Source organism: Streptococcus oralis subsp. dentisani, assembly GCF_002096335.1.
Classification (GTDB): domain Bacteria; phylum Bacillota; class Bacilli; order Lactobacillales; family Streptococcaceae; genus Streptococcus; species Streptococcus oralis_Z.
In genome coordinates this window covers 39,511-57,518 of the sequence record NZ_NCUW01000025.1, presented here as the reverse complement: position 1 = coordinate 57,518, position 18,008 = coordinate 39,511, and the positions used below count along the sequence as shown (strand labels likewise).

Sequence of the window (18,008 nt, the reverse complement as noted above, 5' to 3'; positions counted from 1 at the left end):
TATCATTTCAATAGAAGAATCCTCTTCTTACCTTAATTTCTTTTTCAGTAACCAATCCGTATCTACTTTTTGACCAACCATAAAACTATGTTGGCTAAATTTTTCAAAACCATATCGGTTATAAAACGCTTGAGCTTTTGTATTATGCTCCCAAACACCTAACCAAGCCCAGGAAAAACTATTTTTTGTAGCAAGTTCAAGAGCGAATTCAAACAGTTGCTTACCTAGTCCAAATCCTTGGAATTTTTGTAGCACATAGAGGCGTTGAATTTCAAAAGCATCCTCTAATTCTCTCTCAGTCTGAGCACTTCCCCAATTGACTTTGAGCAAACCAGCTATCTCCTCTTCATGCATAATGAAATAGGTTTCGGATTCAGGATTTTCCAACTCAGTTGACAAAACTCTCAGACTATAAGCCTCTTCAAAGTATTCCTGTAACTGCTCTTCCGTATTATCATGCGCAAATGTTTCACGAAAGGTTTGTTTGGCAATTTTGGCCAACACCCCAATATCTGCCTTTTCTACTTTTCTAATCATTATTTAAACTGTTCTGAGAAGCGGACATCTCCTTGATAGAACCCACGGATATCGTTGATTCCGTAACGGAGCATAGCGACACGCTCTTGTCCAAGACCAAAGGCAAAGCCAGAGTAAACAGTCGCATCGATTCCACTCATTTCAAGGACACGTGGGTGAACCATACCGGCACCCATAATCTCAATCCAACCTGTTTTCTTACATACGTTACAGCCTTCTCCACCACACTTGAAGCAGGAAACATCCACTTCAACAGATGGCTCTGTGAATGGGAAATAAGATGGACGCAGACGGATCTGACGCTCTTCACCAAACATTTTTTGGACGATCAATTGAAGCGTTCCTTGAAGGTCTGCCATAGAGATGTTTTTCCCAACAACCAATCCTTCGATTTGGTGGAACTGGTGACTGTGGGTCGCATCGTCCGTATCACGACGGAACACACGTCCTGGTGAGATCATTTTCAAAGGACCTTTTGAAAAATCATGGGCATCCATAGCACGCGCCTGAACAGGAGACGTGTGCGTACGAAGCAAGATTTCTTCTGTGATATAAAAAGTGTCCTGCATATCACGAGCTGGGTGGTCTTTTGGAAGGTTCATACGTTCAAAGTTATAGTAGTCTTGCTCCACTTCAAAACCATCCACGACTTGGTACCCCATCCCAATGAAAATATCTTCGATTTCTTCACTGGTTTGTGTGAGAACGTGACGGTGACCAGTCGCAACTGGACGACCTGGAAGGGTCACATCGATGCTCTCGCTAGCTAGTTGAGCTTCAACTTTCTTTTCTTCCAAAAGCTTAGCTGTTTCTTCGAAGGCTGCTGTCAAGACATCACGAGCTTCATTGACATGTTTCCCGATGATTGGGCGCATCTCAGCAGAGACATCTTTCATCCCTTTAAGGATTTCAGTAAGCGATCCTTTTTTCCCAAGGATAGAGACACGCAAATCTTGCATCTCTTTTTCATTTTCAGCAGTAATCTGCTTCAAGCTAGCCAGCGTTTCTTCGCGAAGCGCTTTTAATTGTTCTTCAATAGTTGACATAATTCCTCCATCAGTCTCTCGTAGATAAAAAGAAAACCACATGCCAAAAACTCCACTCGGAGCGTTGACACGCGGTACCATCCGTTTCATCTGACAAGTCAGACCTTCATTTCTAAATCCATGCGCAAGTGAATTCACCCAGCTTTCATATAGAGAGCTTGCAGTCACGGCTCTCCTCCCTGATATACTTCCCTTGAGTTACTAGTCTTACGGATTTCTATTCAATTACTACTTAGTTTATCAGATTTTTACCATTCTTGCAAGACCTATCTCACTTCTGCTTACCTTTAAATCGCCATTGGAAGCGGAGCTTGTCATAGAAGGGAAACTCGATAAACAGTACTCCCAAACCCACACAGAGACTGGCAAGGACGTCTGATGGGTAGTGAACTCCCAGATAGACCCTTGATACCAACACACTGACTAGGTAAAGACCAAGGACGATTTGCACGATTTTTCTCCAGACTGGATCTTTCATCCGTTGACTGAGAATGACAATCAAAGTACCTACCATCAAGGTTACAGCCAAAGAATGGCCGCTTGGGAAGGAAAATCCCTTCTCCTCGACTAGGTGTAAGATAGCTGGTCGTGGGCGCTGGTAGATATTTTTAAAGGTCACGATTAAAAGACCTGCCAAAGCCAGATTCCCCAACATAAAGAAACTTTCTATCTTCCACTGCTTACGATAAAAGATAAAGGCTGCGATGGCAACCCAGGTGATAATCACTGGAATATCAATCAAATGCGTAAGTGCACGGAATAAAACTGTCAAATAATCTGGCAAGTCTCCTCGAATGGCAGTCTGAATCGATTGGTCAAAACCGACCAGCGTTTCAGGGTAAAACTTAACCGTATAGCCAAGAAGGACGAAAAGTAAAAGGGCAAAACTGCCCTTCATTAAAAATGTTTGTTTATCTCTCATAATGTTTTAAGGTTGGTTTCAAAAGAACATACAACAACCAGAATGAAATGGCAAAAATTACACCTTCAATCAAGTTAAAAGGTAATACCATAGTCATTAGGTAGTTGGAAAGTCCCATAATTTTTCCAATATCAAAGTTGGCAAACTTCGCGTACAAAGGAACAGCATAGACATAGTTGAGAACCAACATAGCCACAGTCAATCCAACAGTTCCCGCTAGAGATGCTAGTAGAAAACGAAGAGTGCTACGTTCCTTTTTCCATATCAAACCAAAAGCGATCACAAAAACTCCCAAGGCTACGATATTCATTGGCAACCCAATGTAAGTATTCACTCCTTGACTGTTCAGAAGCAATTTCAAGAGTGACCGCAGCAAGAGAATCCCTAGGGCAGCAGGCAAGTCCATCACTACCAAGCCCACAAGGATTGGCAAGATACTAAATTCGATCTTGAGGAAGGACGCCGCTGGTAAAAGCGGAAAGTCAAAGTACATCAGCACAAATGAGATGGCTGATAAAATCGCAATGGTCGAAAGTCGACGTGTGTTTGTCATAACAGGTTCCTCCAATTTTCTATAAAATCAGAAGAAGTTGGAAAGGATCCCTCTATCTATTCTCACTTTTTATATCCCAAAAGTTTCCCCTCACTCCTTTGAGCAAGCGGTTGCAATTTATCTATAAACTCATCAGAACAGACAAAGCTATTCTTTCGTCTTCTCCCATCCAGACTATACTGTCGGTTGTGGAATCGCACCACATCAGCTTGCGCTCGCGGACTTATTTGGCCAAGATATTTTAGATTTACCTGGGCGTCGCAGTCGAAGATAATACTTAAAGTATATCGAGACAAGACAACGACGAGAAAGCTAAAATAGCTAGTCAAATTTACCGCCGGTCGGGAATTACACCCTGCCCTGAAGACCTTTTTATCATAACAAAAAACGCTTGCAAGTGCAAGCATTTTGTTTATTTCAATTTATCCGCTTCATAGGTGTGAATGAGCTCTAAACCAGCAAAATTTTGCTGACGAAGAGCTTCATAGACAATCATGCAGACCGTATTGGAAACATTGAGGCTGCGAACATGCTCGTCATTCATAGGGATACGGAGAGCTTTCTCTGGATGTTCACGCATAAAATCCTCTGGCAAGCCTTTATCCTCACGTCCGAAGAGAAAATAATAATCCCCACCACTTGCCAAATCTGCTTCAGAATAAACCTTTTCAGCAAATTTCGAAACCAGATAGAGTTTTCCCTCCATCTGAGACATGAAATCTTCCAAACTGTCATAAAAATAAATCTCAAGTTTATCCCAGTAATCCAAACCAGCCCGCTTCATCTTGCGATCATCAATGGGAAAGCCCATCGGTTTGATGATGTGGAGAGGAGAATTGGTCGCAGCACAGGTACGCGCGATGTTACCAGTATTTTGTGGAATCTGAGGTTCAAATAAAACAATGTGATTTGTCATGACTGGCTTCCTTTTATCATTGCAAAAAAATAGCCACACTGCCCGGAGTCAAGCTCAGCAAACAGCGTGGTTAAGGCGTCGTTAACTTACCTCACAACAGGTTTGAAGTAAATCAGCGAAACTACTTTCTTAGTATAACACTTTCAGAATCAATGTCAATAGAAACGATTTGATTTTTTTACTTTTTTTGATGATATTTTCATGTTTGGTCATTCCATTTCTGAAAAGGGATAGTAAAAGAGTAAAATCACTTCAAGTCAGAGACGCTGTTATAGAAGTTAAGTATATTTATCTTCAAAAACTTGAAAAAGCCCTTTCTCCCCCTAAAAATCGCCTTGGCAAGTGCATTTTTTGCTAAAAAAGGGTATGATAGTTACATCATGAAAAAGTAGGTTTTTTATATGAAAATTGTCCTTGTTGGTGGAGGGAAAGTCGGTTTTGCCCTCTGTCGTTCACTAGTTGCAGAAAAACATGACGTTGTCCTCATCGAGCAAAATGAAGCTGTACTGAACCATATTGTCAGTCGCTTTGATATCATGGGCCTCCTTGGAAATGGTGCCGACTTTACTATCTTAGAGCAAGCCGGTGTCCAAGAGTGTGATATCTTTATCGCTCTAACTGAATACGATGAAGTGAATATGATTTCAGCGGTACTGGCTAAAAAAATGGGCGCTAAAGAAACCATCGTTCGGGTGCGAAATCCTGAATACTCTAATGCCTATTTTAAAGAGAAAAATATTCTTGGATTTTCACTTATCGTTAATCCAGAACTCTTAGCAGCCCGTGCCATCTCAAATATCATCGATTTTCCTAATGCCCTCTCAGTTGAACGTTTTGCTGGGGGTCGTGTCAGCCTGATGGAGTTTGTTATCAAAGATTCTAGCGGGCTCTGTCAAATGCCAATCTCAGACTTCCGTAAAAAATTTGGCAACATCATTGTCTGTGCTATGGAAAGAGACCATCAACTCATGATTCCAAGTGGTGATGTCACTATCCAGGACAAGGATAGGATTTTTGTTACGGGAAATCGTGTGGATATGATGCTTTTCCACAACTATTTCAAATCGCGTGCAGTGAAAAGCTTACTTATCGTCGGGGCTGGAAAAATCGCTTATTATCTACTTGGCATTTTGAAAGACAGCCGTATCGATACCAAGGTCATCGAGATTAACCCTGAAAGAGCCCGTTTCTTTAGTGAAAAATTCCCAAATCTCTATATCGTTCAGGGAGATGGGACTGCCAAAGATATCTTACTAGAAGAAAGTGCTCCTCACTACGACGCAGTCGCAACCTTGACTGGAGTTGATGAGGAAAATATCATCACCTCTATGTTCCTTGACCGTGTTGGCGTCCATAAGAATATCACCAAGGTCAACCGAACTAGCCTCCTAGAAATCATCCATGCGCCTGATTTTTCAAGTATCATTACACCAAAAAGCATCGCGGTAGATACCATTATGCACTTTATCCGTGGTCGAGTAAACGCCCAATACTCAGATCTTCAAGCCATGCACCATCTAGCAAACGGACAAATTGAAACTCTCCAATTCCAAATCAAGGAAGCTAATAAAATGACTGCCAAACCTCTTTCACAGTTAAAATTGAAAAAAGGGGTTCTCATCGCAGCTATTATCCGAAAAGGAAAAACAATCTTCCCTACTGGAGAGGATACACTGGAGGTCGGAGACCAGTTACTGGTAACTACCCTGCTACCAAACATCACCAAAATTTATGATTTGATTGAGAGGTAAAAAATGAATAAAAGTATGATTCGTTACCTCCTCTCAAAACTTCTCTTGATTGAGGCTATTCTACTCCTAGTGCCTGTGAGTGTAGCGACCTATTATCAAGAATCCAGCCAAGTGTTTACAGCTCTTTTTACTACGATTGGAATTTTAGTCCTTCTCGGTGGTCTAGGCGTTTTACGAAAACCGAAAAATCAGCGGATTTATGCCAAGGAGGGTGTCTTAATCGTTGCCCTCTGTTGGATTCTCTGGTCTTTCTTTGGAGCGCTTCCCTTTGTCTTTTCAGGACAAATCCCAAGTGTCATTGATGCCTTCTTTGAAATTAGTTCTGGTTTCACAACTACAGGAGCGACCATTCTAACAGATGTCTCGGTTCTCAGTCGTTCTCTCCTCTTCTGGCGAAGTTTCACCCACTTGATTGGAGGGATGGGGGTGCTTGTCTTTGCGCTTGCCATTATGGACAATGCTAAGAATAGTCACTTAGAGGTGATGAAGGCAGAGGTCCCTGGTCCTGTCTTTGGTAAGGTTGTATCCAAACTGAAAAACACTGCCCAGATCCTCTATCTCCTTTACCTCGGGCTCTTCTCCCTCTTTGTCGTCATCTACTATTTAGCAGGTATGCCCTTGTTTGATAGCTTTGTCATCGCTATGGGAACAGCGGGAACCGGGGGATTCACCGTCTACAACGATGGAATTGCCCATTACGGCAGTTCCCTGATTACCTATCTTGTCAGTTTTGGCGTTCTGGTTTTCGGTGTCAATTTTAACCTGTATTACTTCCTCATGCTCCGTCGGGTCAAGGCCTTCTTTGGAGATGAAGAACTACGAGCATATGTAATCATTGTCCTAGTTTCTACCGGCTTGATTACTCTTAATACGCTCCACCTCTACCAAGGTGTCTCTAAAAGTGTTGAAATGGCCTTCTTTCAGGTTTCCAACATCATCACGACAACAGGTTTTGGTTACGGAGATATCACCAACTGGCCTCTCTTCTCCCAGTTTATCCTCCTCTTCCTCATGGCAATCGGTGGTTCAGCTGGCTCAACTGCAGGTGGTCTTAAGGTGATCAGAGGACTCATCCTCTCTAAAATCGCAAAAAATCAGATTCTGTCCATCTTATCTCCTCACCGTGTCTTGACTCTCCATGTTAATAAAACTGTAATTGATAAGGATACCCAACACAAGATTCTCAAGTATTTTGCCATCTATATGATGATTATTCTCTCTCTCATCTTTATAGTCAGTCTTGATAGCAATGATTTTCTAGTCGTGACCAGTGCGGTCTTCAGCTGTTTTAACAATATCGGACCGATTCTAGGTACAACCTCTAGTTTTGCCATCTTTAGTCCCATCTCTAAAATCCTCCTCTCATTTGCAATGATTGCAGGCCGCTTAGAGATTTACCCAATTTTGCTACTCTTTATGAAACGTACCTGGTCTAAACGTTAATTACAATACAATCCCCCTTTTACAAGCTAGTAAAAGGGGATTTTTTCTATTAAAAATGAGAAGACCTTTCGGTCCTCTCCTAATCTGTTTATTTTTTAAGAGCTTCCTTGTAACGAGAAAGTTCTGCTTGATTGGCCCAAACATAGTGACCTGGACGAATCTCCACCATAGACGGCTTGTCTGTCTCATAATCATGTTGATCAGGATCGTAAACTTTCAAGACCTTCTTGCGTTCCAAGATTGGATCTGGAATCGGCACAGCAGATAGAAGCGCTTGAGTATAAGGGTGGACAGGATTGTTAAACAACTCCTCTGTCTCCGCCACTTCGACGATAACTCCCTTATAGATAACCGCGATACGGTCTGAGATAAAGCGAACAACTGACAAGTCATGCGCGATAAAGAGATAGGTCAAGCCCAACTCTTTTTGGAATTTTTTGAGCAAGTTTAAGACCTGTGCACGAACAGATACGTCCAAGGCAGAGATTGGCTCATCCGCAATAACGAAATCAGGCTCCATCACAAGGGCACGGGCAATCCCGATACGCTGACGTTGACCACCAGAAAACTCGTGTGGGTAACGGGTCAAGTGTTCTTTCAAAAGCCCAACTTCATGAATCATCTTTTGAACTTTTTCTTTTCGATCTTCTTCGTCTTTGAACAAGTGATAGTTGTAAAGACCTTCAGAGATGATATAGTCAACTGTCGCACGCTCATTCAAGCTAGCTGCAGGGTCCTGGAAAATCATCTGGATACGACGAATCAAGTCTGATGATTCCTTGTGAGATTTTTTCCCATTAATTTTCTGCCCGTCAAAGATAATCTCACCTTTACTGGTATTATTTAAACCAATGATGGCACGACCAATCGTTGTTTTCCCACTACCAGACTCTCCTACAAGAGAGAAAGTTTCTCCCTTGTTGATAAAGAAGTTGGCGTTTTTAACCGCAACAAACTTCTTGCTTCCTTCACCGAAGGAAATTTCTAAATCTTTAATTTCTACTAATTTTTCAGACATTTCCTTCCTCCTAGTCTTCTAGATGAGCAAAGCCCATTTTATCACGAATCTTGCCATGCAAATCTGCAATGACCTGAGGTTTTTCAACCTTAGGAGCATTCTCATGAAGCAACCAAGTCTTAGCCCAGTGAGTATCAGTGACTGAAAACTTAGGTGCTTTATGTTCAAAGTCAATTTGCATCGCATAATCCGAACGAAGGGCAAAGGCATCCCCTTTCAACTCAGTATAAAGAGACGGTGGTGTTCCTGGGATAGAGTACAATTCCCCTTTATCGTCAGCAAGCTGAGGCAAGCTAGACAAGAGACTCCAAGTATAAGGATGACGTGGATCGTAGAAGACTTCCTCAACCGTTCCATATTCTACAATTTCCCCAGCATACATAACCGCTACCTTATCCGCAATACTTGCTACCACACCAAGGTCATGGGTGATAAAGATAATGGTAAAGTGGTACTCATTTTGTAAAGTTTTAAGCAAATCAATGATTTGCGCTTGAATGGTTACATCAAGGGCCGTTGTTGGCTCGTCACAGATCAAGATATCTGGACGACATGCAAGGGCAATCGCGATAACGATACGTTGGCGCATTCCACCAGAATATTGGAAAGGATACTCATCAAAACGTTTTTCAGCGTCTGGAATTCCGACCTTGTTCATATAGTCGATTGCCATCTCTTTGGCTTCCTTGGCTGTTTTTCCTTGGTGTTTAACGATAACTTCAGTGATTTGGCTACCGATTGTATTGATTGGGTCCAAACTTGTCATAGGGTCTTGGAAGATGGTCGCAATTTTAGCACCACGAATCTTCTCCCATTCCTTGTTAGAAGTCAAAGCTGTCAAGTCTTGTCCACGATAGTCGATACTTCCTTGGGCAATACGTCCGTTGTCTTCTAACATCCCTGTAAAAGTTTTTGTTAAAACAGATTTACCAGAACCGGACTCGCCTACCAAGGCAAGAACTTCTCCCTCAATCAGGTCCAGAGAAACTCCTCGGATAGCCGTCAGAACTTTGTCACGAACGTCAAATTCCACGACAATATCACGAGCAGTCAAAATTACATCTTTTTCTTTTATCATGTCTACTCCTATCTATGTGTACGTGGATCACTAGCGTCTGCTAGGTTTTGACCAACAACAAAGAGAGATAGAGATACCAAGATCAAGGTTGTCAATGGAATCCAGAACAAGTAAGCGTTGGTCGTAACGTTTTGTGAGTAATCTGAGATCAAACGTCCCAGACTTGGCACTGTTACAGGCAATCCCAATCCAAAGAAGGAAAGGAAGGCTTCATAAGAGATGAAGCTTGGCAACATCAAGGTCATCGTAGAAACAATAACGGATACCAATTGCGGCATGATGTTTTTAACGATGATTTTAAAGGTTGGTGTCCCCAATGTTTGAGAAGCAAGGTTGTATTCCAAGTCACGGTAACGCATGATTTGGATACGAATCATATAGGCAATCCCAATCCAAGTTGTCACACTCATGGCAAAAATCAAATTCCAGAAACCAGCACCAATTGAGTAAGTCAAGACGATGACAATCAAGAGAGATGGAATGTTTGAAATAATGTTATAAACTTCCATCATGACGCGGTCAACAGATTTTGAAATTCCCCAAATTCCACCAACAATAACCCCAATTACAAGGTTAATAAAAGTAGCAATTACAGAGATGAGGATAGAGTTACGCGCACCAAACCAAACCCCATCAAACAAGGATTTACCATTACTATCTGTACCAAACCAATGTTCGGCATTGGGCTTGATAAAACGAGCGCTAAAGTCATTCACCTTACTTACATCGTTGAAGTCAAAATCTGAGAACATTGGATAAATAAAGCTCATCAAGATAATGGAAACCAAGATTCCCAACATAATGACTGTTGATTTTTTCTTTAGAAATTGTCTAAATACAGAACCCCAGTATGAATAGGCAGGGGCATCAATTGTTTCAGAGGCAAAATCGTCACGTTTTACGAACTGAAATTTTTCTTTATCAATTGTTGACATTATTTGCCTCCTTTCTCTGTCAATTTAATACGTGGGTCAAGCATCGTCATCCAGATATCTCCTACAAAGAGTGAGAAGATAGAAATACATGTAAAGATGAAGACGAGACCAACTACCATTGAGTTGTTTGATGCCTTAACAGAGTCAATCAACATTTTACCCATACCTGGGAAGGCGAAGACTGTTTCAGTCAATGTTGCACCACCAATAACTCCAATTACGGCACCAGGAATACCTGAAACCAAAGGAACCATGGCATTTTTAAAGATATGTTTATTTGAAATTTCTTTTTCAGACAAACCTTTGGCACGCGCAAAACGAACAAAGTCCTGAGATTGCAAGTCGATCATGTAACGACGGATCCAGATAGCCGTACTTGGTGCTCCTAGCAAGCCTAGAATAACTGCTGGTAAGACATAAGAACGCCAATCTCCAGCACCTAAGATAGGGAATGAGTCTGGCAGACCAATAGATGATCCAATCAAACGAACGATGTAAACCAAGGCAATCGTTGGAAGAGCAAGCAAGAAGGTTAGGGCACCTGTAGAGAAGCTGTCAATCCAAGTATTTTTGTGGCGAGCCATAGCAGATCCAAGAGGAATAGCGATAGCATAAGAAATAATCAAACCGATCAAACCAGCAACCGCTGAACTTGCAATCATAGATGGGTATTGATAATTGCTTTCTGTAGCTGTGTAAGGATCGTCCTTACCATAGTTAGCCACCTCACGCGCGTCTGCTTGACTTGGAGATTTGTAGGTACGAGAATAGATATCAACAGATGAAGTCTTTTTACCCGTAGGGAATTGAACTTCCGATGTTTTAGTTTGTCCTTGACCTTGTGTGATAACTTGAAGCACTGGTGTGTTTGCATAAGTTGGGTAAGAGTCACCCAAGTTAATGTTCACAAAGTTTTGGTGTACAAATGGGAATTGGTTGTTGAAATACAAAAGGTATTTATGTTTTGTACCTGAACCAACCAATGACCAACCGATAGCAGGGTCATTTTCAAAACGAAGATAACGTTCCAAGTTTGGATTTTCAGGGTCTTGAATCTTGTTTGGATGATCAATATCAATCAAGTTGGCATAGAATTTGAAAACACGTTCAAAAATTGGAATTTCACGCGTAGCATAAAATTGACCGCTTTCTGAGAATACACCAAGTGTCCAACCATTTCCAAGTTTGTTGATGTATTTTTCGTAGATTGCCTTGTTAGTATCATTGGCATCCACTGTTACAGACGAGTCCATTGTACTCGCTCTTTCTTGTAACTCCTTGGTATCGTAGTACTCAATGTAGCCCATCCGCTCATAAACGGTATTTTCATAATCATCCCGCTTATCAGCTGTAGTTGCAATCTTGTTATAGTTGGTATCCTGCTTGAAAATCAGTTTTCGAGGAACCATCGTATAGATAATTGTGTAGGTCAAAGTTGTCACCAAGAAAATAGACAACAATGAACGCAGTACACGCATAAAAATATATTTCTTCATATCGTTTCCTTTTAAAATCCCAAAAGAACCTTCTCCTCATGGAGAGAAAGTTCTCTTGAGAGTTATTTATTTAACGTGATTAGCCAATTCTTTTTGAACTTTTTCGTTTGATTCTTTTTTCTCTTTGAGCCATTTTTCACGAGCTTGTTCATAGTCAGCTTTGGTTACAACCTTGTCTTGTAACTGAATATACTTGAAGTATACATCTGAGCCTTTATCTCCAGATTGGCTATATGATGCAGAGAATGGCACAACACGAGAAATGAATGGTGCAGCACCAGTTGATGACATAGCTGGCAAGATGAGTGAGCTATCTGTCAACCAAGCTTGAGCAGCCGCGTATTTTTCATAACGAACATTCAAGTCGCTTGTTTCTTTAGCAGCTTCATCAACTAGCTTATCGTATTCTTTCAAACCAACTTGAGCTGCTGCAGCATTATCTGCACCTTCGTAACCCATGTATGTTTTTGTTTGTTCAGCATTCGTTGTCTTCAAGATATCAAGGTAAGTTGATGGATCTTCATAGTCAGGGTTCCATCCAACGGCACCTGAGAGATCCCAGTCTTCTGCTGCTGCATTCGCCGCATAGTAGGTGATATTATTAAACTCATCTTTAGAAACTTGTTGGATATCGATGACTACATTGTCTTCTCCAAGCACTGTTTCAACGGATTGTTTGAAGGATTGGATACGTGCGATATAGTTTTTAGCAGTTTGGTCTACTGGGATATCCAAGTGGATAGGGAATTTCACACCTTCTGCTTCCAATGCAGTTTTAGCTTTGGCAAATTCAGCTTTAGCTTTATCGGCGTTGAAGAGTCCATCTTGACCATCCGCAAAGTTTACATTCTTCCATTCATCGCCATAAGCTGCCATCTTATCAGTCACTAAGTCACCGAAAGTTTTTTCACCAGCAGAGACGAAGTCAGGTTTTACAAAGAGGTTACGAACGGCACGAGGAGCGCCCTCTTTACCATTTACTTGAGCTGAGTAAGACGTACGGTCAAAGGCAAAGTTCAAGGCTTGACGGAAGTCCTTGTTAAGAAGAGCTTTCTTAGTAGAAGTCTTCTCTTCATCAGTTGTCTTAGAAGTGTATTTGTAACCTTGGCGGTCAATATTCACACCCAAACCACCAATACCAGGTCCTGATGGGGTGTAGTAGATATTGTCCTTGTAGGTTTCTTCTACTTTAGAATAGTTTGAACTTGTTGGGTAAAGACGGGCATAGCTATAAGCTCCACTTGTAAAGTTACGTTCAATAGACTCTTGGTCTGAACCATCATAGTAAGCAAGGGTTACTTTATCAATATGAACATTGTCTTTATCCCAATAGTTTTCATTCTTAGCGAATTCGATAGATGACTTAGCAGTCAAACCTTTCAGCAAGAATGGTCCATTGTAAAGCAATGATGTAGGGTCAGTCGCTTTAGCAAAGTCAGATCCTTTTGATTTTTCAAATTCTTCGTTCAATGGCCAGAAGATTGAATAAGCCATCTTAGAGTTCCAGTATGGTTCTGGTTGATTCAAAGTATACTCAAGAGTATAATCATCAACTGCTTTCACACCTACTGAAGAAAAGTCTTTTGTATTACCTGCTAAATAATCAGATAATCCTTTAACAGAATTTTCTGCTAGGTAAAGAGCTTCTGATTTTTTATCAGCTGCGTGTTTCAAGCCATTTACAAAGTCTTTGGCTGTTACTTCAGCATATTCTTCGCCATCAGATGTCATCCATTTGACACCTTTACGAATCTTGTAGGTATAAGTCAAACCATCTTTTGAAACTGACCAGTCTTCTGCAACTGCAGGGACTAAATTTCCATACTTGTCGTTTGTGAAGAGACCATCGATACCATTTGAAGTGGCAATCTTGGTACTTTGTTTCCCTGAAATGAGGTAATCCAACGTTTCTGGGTCAGCTGAATAAACATAACCATAATTTTTTGGCGCTGTTGAATCAGATGATTTTGAAGAACCGCAAGCAGCTAAAACGCCAGTTGCCAATAGGGCAATTCCTGCTGCAACAAATACTCTACTTTTTTTCATATTGTTAACTCCTCTTAAAAAAATTTAGGTTTGTCATCAATTATATCATATATTATCTAAAAAGTAAACGAATTTTCAGAATATTTAGGCGTATACTCTCAAAAAACTTTCATCTGTCAAATTTCTACACTCTTTGTTTGCTATCTGGGTGATTAGAATGGCAAATTTACGGCCCGTAAAGACTGATTTTCAGACTTTCTCTCTCGGTTTTAAAGTCTGTCATAAAAAGGGAAAGTTTCCTAAATTGGATTTTCGTTTAAGAAACTATTGACGTAGAAACATTTTCAAGGTATAATAATAAACGTTGAGGCGGTATAGCCAAGTGGTAAGGCACGGCTCTGCAAAAGCTTGATCGTCGGTTCAAATCCGTCTACCGCCTTATAGTAAACCAAAAGACTCCCCGTGAGTCTTTTTTCTTATAAATGGGAGCTTGAGCACCTTACGATGTCTCGAGCTCCTTTATTCTATTTCTTCTTCAGATTCTAGTTCTGTGATTTGAACTTTTACCTTAGTAACACGCCCATTTTTCACTTTATCATTGGTCAGGACAATCTGCTTGTTTTGGCTGACCAATTCATAACTAATTTTCTCAGTTGTTGGAATCGTACCAACACCCGTCAAATAATAACCGGCGATGGTATCCACATCATCGCTTTCTAGTTCGACACCAAAGTAGTTATTGAAGTCGTTAAGATTCATGGTTCCCTGCGCAATATAGGTATCCTCACCGATTTGATGGACTTCGATTTCTGCCCTATCCGTCTCATCGTCAATCTCTCCAACAATCTCTTCTAGAAGATCTTCCAGAGTTACCAAACCAGCCATACCACCATATTCATCGAGCAAAATGGCCATTTGTCTTTGGGTATTTCGCAATTCTTTTAGCAAGTCATCCACAAAAATGGTTTCAGGGACAAAGAGTGGATCTTGTAAGATCCTCTTCCAGACAATATTGTCAAAACCGTCCACAAAGGCTGCTTTAAGAAGGGCCTTGGTGTGAATAATCCCAATCACATTGTCCTTATCCCCATCATAAACTGGGATACGGGAAAAGTTTTGTTTTAAAATACTTTGGATAATGGTTTGACTATCATCCTGAATATCCACCATAAAGGCATCTGTCCGAGGAACCATGACTTCTCTCGCCATCAGTTCATCTAGAGAGAAAATCCCTTGTAACATCTCGATTTCGTCTGCATCCAAGGTCTCCTCACTCTTGGTCAACATGTACTCAATTTCATCTCGAGTCATTTTTTCATCCGCATCATCAAAGGTCATTGGTGTTAAACGACTCAACAAATTGGTTGAAGCAGATAACAACCAGACAAAGGGACTGACAATCTTCCCAAGACCAATAATAATCGGAACAGAGCGAATGGCTAAAGCATCTTTGAGATTGAGAGCAATTCGTTTAGGATAGAGTTCACCAAAAACAATAGAGATGTAGGTCAAGAATGCCAAAGAGAGGAAACTGGCAATGGCATAAGCTGTTTCTCCGCTTCCCATCCAAGATGCGATTACTTGGCCAAGTGTATCTGCCAATTTTGCCCCTGACAAGATGGTAATTAACGTGATACCAACTTGAATGGTTGATAAAAAGTGGTTAGGATTTTCAAGTACCTTTAACAAACGGACGTAACGTTTGTCTCCCTCTTCTGCCTTTTGCTCTACTCGGGAACGGTTTAATGACACCATAGCCATTTCTGTAGCTGAGAAAAAGGCATTTAAAAAGGTCAATACAACTAAAAGTACAAATTGCAGTAACAAATCCTGACTGCTCGGGTCTTCCATGGTCTTTCTCCTAAAATAGTATCTTGTGTTCCATTATATCATAAATCGGTCTAGGAATCACATTATTTTCTAATTTATACAATCGCTCCCTTATCAATGACGGACAAGGGAGCAATTTTTATTCCGTTTTTTCTAGTTCGTCACCGTGACCTGACCTGTTCGGTAATCAAGTTGGATGCCCTTTTGAACATTTGGAATCAGGACGTTGAATTCCAATTCGCCATCCGAAGACTTGGCTTCAATTTGTGAAGCAGATGGAACCAAATTCTCATTTGTAGCATAGTGGAGAGTTACCCGATAACGGACTCTCTTATTCTGGTCTAAGGCTTTCCTAACCAAACTCTCATAGTAGTTCTGCCCTGTCGAATCTTCAGCCTGAGCTTGATTAGCCCAAGCCGTCTGAACTGCAATGTTCTTGGGATTGCTAGTAGAAGCATCAAAGCCATCTAATCCACCTATCAAGGCATAACCCAACAAGTGCCCTCTATCTACCGCATGTGTATAAGCCCCCTTTAGATTCTTGACCTGATGCCATCCCGGCGGAGTCCAAGAGGTTGAGCCATTGCCTGTTTCTTCACGATTTTTGTACTGACGAGTCGCTTTGGATAAGAGAGCATTGGCAACCGTTGGGACGGTCTCTTTCCCGACTGGTTTTGTTTTATTATCCGCGTAAGGTTTGCTAGAAACTTTGGCATCTAGATTGGTTTTATTGCCGTTGACGACAAAGGCACCTGCTCCATTCCACTCAATACCACCCTTAATTTGGTTTTTGATTGACTCAGTTAAGACACTTTCAGCCAACTCCTGACTAGGAGCCTCTGAAGCTTGTTTTTTCTGACTAACTTTGGTTTTGGGGGTATTTGGTGCCAGCTGCATCTGCTTGATATAGTAGCTTCCAGCAGCCAAGAGTAAGAATATAAGTAATCCTATTAGAGCCTGTCTTGTTTTTTTGTTCATATCTCTCCTTATATCTCTAGAAAAAGACTGGTCTCCCAGTCTAATTTCCTGTAAATTTGCTAATCAATTCCTGCCACTTTGCTGGAGACAAGATAGCCCATGGATCCTGTCCCTTTCCAAGGATGCCATAGCCAACCATCAAGCCGATTCCTAAAGCAAGAAAGCCTAGCAATAGTACGATAAAAATCAACAGTAAGCGACGGAGTACATAGCGTAAGTTTTTATTCTTCATCATTTACCTCGATTCGCTGAATCTTCGCTCCTAGCTGAGCTAACTTTTCATGGAAACGGTAGTAACCTCTGTCAAGGTGGACTAATTTACCAACAACTGTCTCACCTTGCGCTACCAAACCTGTCAGAATTAAGGCCGCACTGGCACGAAGGTCCGTTGAGAGAACTTCTGCCCCCTGTAAAGCCTGTCCCCCAACAATACGAGCTGTGTCACGGATAATCTCTGAGTGCAAGCCCATACGGCGCATTTCCTCCAAGTGTTGGAAGCGATTCTCAAACACAGTTTCCACCATGGTGGATTCCCCTTTTGCGACTGTCATCAGAGCTGTAAATTGAGCCTGCATATCTGTCGGGAATCCTGGGTGTGGTAAAGTTTTTACATGAACAGCCTTGAGAGTTTCAAGTTGAGAACGGACACGGATGCCTTCCGACTCCTCCGTCACCTCTACTCCCATTTCAAGTAGCTTTGAGATTAAGGGGCGATTATGTTCCCAAACTGCATCTCGAATGAGGACATCTCCACCTGTCATAGCTGCAGCCACCATAAAGGTTCCGGCTTCGATACGGTCCTGTACGACACTGTGAGTCGTACCATGGAGTTCCTCAACACCAGTCACTGTGATTGTTTCAGTACCAGCTCCCTTGACCTTGGCTCCCATTTCATTAAGGAGGATAGCAAGGTCAACAATTTCTGGCTCACGCGCAGCATTTTCAATCACTGTCACACCATCAGCTAGAGTTGCTGCCATCATGAGGTTTTGTGTCGCACCGACACTAGGGAAGTCCATGTAGATATGAGCGCCATGCAAGCGTTCTGCCTTGGCTTCGATGTAACCAGCGGTTTGGCTAATCTTAGCCCCCATAGCTTCCAAGCCCTTGAGGTGGAGATCGATCGGACGACTCCCGATGGTGCAACCACCTGGCATGGATACCTTGGCATGGCCTACACGAGCAAGGATTGGTCCCAAGACAACGATCGATGCACGCATCTTACTGACATATTTGTAAGGAGCCTCCTCCATGATGTCACCAGTCGCATCAACTTCGACAAGATGAGCTTCCTCATCAAAGTCAACTTTGGCATTCAGACCACGAACTACTTGATTCATGGTGAATACATCCGACAAGATCGGTACATTCTGCAAGACTGTCTTACCCTTACTTGCTAGAATAGTCGCTGCCAACAAGGGTAAGACTGCATTCTTTGCTCCCTCAATGGTCACACTCCCGACCAGACGATTCTCTCCGCCTTGAACCACAATTTTTTCCATAGTTTTTCCTTTACTTT

Annotated in this window: 16 protein-coding genes, 1 tRNA gene and 1 riboswitch; of the genes, 3 read left to right on the top strand and 14 right to left on the bottom strand. The window is 41.6% G+C overall.

Annotated elements, in window-relative coordinates:
- Positions 1–27: 27 nt before the first annotated feature.
- The 5 genes from B7709_RS01510 to B7709_RS01490 form a co-directional block, all read right to left on the bottom strand.
- The gene (locus B7709_RS01510; RefSeq protein ID WP_084971108.1) at positions 28–537 is read right to left on the bottom strand and encodes a GNAT family N-acetyltransferase; all 510 of its coding nucleotides are present in this window, start codon (positions 535–537) and stop codon (positions 28–30) included.
- Positions 537–1,583, bottom strand: coding sequence for a phenylalanine--tRNA ligase subunit alpha (gene pheS, locus B7709_RS01505; protein WP_084971106.1), 1,047 nt, complete (start codon positions 1,581–1,583; stop codon positions 537–539). The genes B7709_RS01510 and pheS overlap by 1 nt, the downstream gene beginning before the upstream one ends.
- A 271-nt stretch (positions 1,584–1,854) precedes the next feature.
- Positions 1,855–2,505, bottom strand: coding sequence for a phosphatase PAP2 family protein (locus B7709_RS01500; RefSeq protein ID WP_084971104.1), 651 nt, complete (start codon positions 2,503–2,505; stop codon positions 1,855–1,857).
- Positions 2,495–3,058, bottom strand: a complete 564-nt coding sequence (locus B7709_RS01495) for an ECF transporter S component (RefSeq protein WP_084971102.1) — start codon at positions 3,056–3,058, stop codon at positions 2,495–2,497. The genes B7709_RS01500 and B7709_RS01495 overlap by 11 nt, the downstream gene beginning before the upstream one ends.
- Before the next feature lie 153 nt (positions 3,059–3,211).
- Positions 3,212–3,430: riboswitch (FMN riboswitch) on the bottom strand.
- 40 nt (positions 3,431–3,470) lie between these two features.
- Entirely contained in the window at positions 3,471–3,974 is a 504-nt protein-coding gene (locus B7709_RS01490; protein WP_084971101.1) for a tRNA (cytidine(34)-2'-O)-methyltransferase, read from the bottom strand.
- Between the two features lie 401 nt (positions 3,975–4,375).
- On the opposite strand from B7709_RS01490, the gene trkA reads away from it, so the two are divergent.
- Both trkA and B7709_RS01475 read left to right on the top strand, forming a co-directional pair.
- Complete coding sequence (gene trkA / locus B7709_RS01480) at positions 4,376–5,725, top strand: Trk system potassium transporter TrkA (RefSeq protein ID WP_084971099.1); 1,350 nt, start codon at positions 4,376–4,378, stop codon at positions 5,723–5,725.
- A gap of 3 nt (positions 5,726–5,728) precedes the next feature.
- Positions 5,729–7,168: a TrkH family potassium uptake protein gene (locus tag B7709_RS01475; RefSeq protein WP_084971097.1), complete on the top strand. Its 1,440-nt coding sequence runs from the start codon at positions 5,729–5,731 to the stop codon at positions 7,166–7,168.
- A gap of 88 nt (positions 7,169–7,256) precedes the next feature.
- Here B7709_RS01475 and B7709_RS01470 read toward each other — a convergent pair whose 3' ends face one another.
- From B7709_RS01470 to B7709_RS01450, 5 genes are all read right to left on the bottom strand, one after another.
- Positions 7,257–8,186 (bottom strand): ATP-binding cassette domain-containing protein, encoded by a 930-nt coding sequence (locus tag B7709_RS01470; protein WP_084971095.1) that lies wholly within the window; start codon positions 8,184–8,186, stop codon positions 7,257–7,259.
- Positions 8,187–8,196: 10 nt separating this feature from the next.
- Complete coding sequence (locus B7709_RS01465) at positions 8,197–9,264, bottom strand: ABC transporter ATP-binding protein (RefSeq protein ID WP_084971094.1); 1,068 nt, start codon at positions 9,262–9,264, stop codon at positions 8,197–8,199.
- Between the two features lie 8 nt (positions 9,265–9,272).
- On the bottom strand, positions 9,273–10,199 hold the full coding sequence (gene oppC / locus B7709_RS01460; RefSeq protein ID WP_084971092.1) for an oligopeptide ABC transporter permease OppC: 927 nt from the start codon (positions 10,197–10,199) through the stop codon (positions 9,273–9,275).
- Positions 10,199–11,695, bottom strand: a complete 1,497-nt coding sequence (locus B7709_RS01455) for an ABC transporter permease (protein ID WP_084971090.1) — start codon at positions 11,693–11,695, stop codon at positions 10,199–10,201. Before B7709_RS01455 ends, oppC begins: the two co-directional genes overlap by 1 nt.
- A 66-nt stretch (positions 11,696–11,761) precedes the next feature.
- A complete protein-coding gene (locus B7709_RS01450; RefSeq protein WP_084971088.1) occupies positions 11,762–13,741 on the bottom strand; it encodes a peptide ABC transporter substrate-binding protein in 1,980 nt (659 codons plus the stop codon).
- Positions 13,742–14,049: 308 nt separating this feature from the next.
- On the opposite strand from B7709_RS01450, the gene B7709_RS01445 reads away from it, so the two are divergent.
- Positions 14,050–14,120 (top strand) — tRNA-Cys (locus tag B7709_RS01445).
- A gap of 80 nt (positions 14,121–14,200) precedes the next feature.
- On the opposite strand, the gene B7709_RS01440 is transcribed toward B7709_RS01445, so the two are convergent.
- The 4 genes from B7709_RS01440 to murA all read right to left on the bottom strand — a co-directional run bounded on the left by B7709_RS01440 (position 14,201) and on the right by murA (position 17,991).
- Positions 14,201–15,532, bottom strand: a complete 1,332-nt coding sequence (locus B7709_RS01440) for a hemolysin family protein (protein WP_084971086.1) — start codon at positions 15,530–15,532, stop codon at positions 14,201–14,203.
- A 132-nt stretch (positions 15,533–15,664) separates the two neighbouring features.
- Positions 15,665–16,489, bottom strand: a complete 825-nt coding sequence (locus B7709_RS01435) for a DNA/RNA non-specific endonuclease (protein ID WP_084971084.1) — start codon at positions 16,487–16,489, stop codon at positions 15,665–15,667.
- A 40-nt stretch (positions 16,490–16,529) separates the two neighbouring features.
- Positions 16,530–16,724, bottom strand: coding sequence for a DNA-directed RNA polymerase subunit beta (locus tag B7709_RS01430; protein WP_000977280.1), 195 nt, complete (start codon positions 16,722–16,724; stop codon positions 16,530–16,532).
- On the bottom strand, positions 16,711–17,991 hold the full coding sequence (gene murA, locus B7709_RS01425; RefSeq protein WP_084971082.1) for a UDP-N-acetylglucosamine 1-carboxyvinyltransferase: 1,281 nt from the start codon (positions 17,989–17,991) through the stop codon (positions 16,711–16,713). The genes B7709_RS01430 and murA overlap by 14 nt, the downstream gene beginning before the upstream one ends.
- Positions 17,992–18,008: the final 17 nt, after the last annotated feature.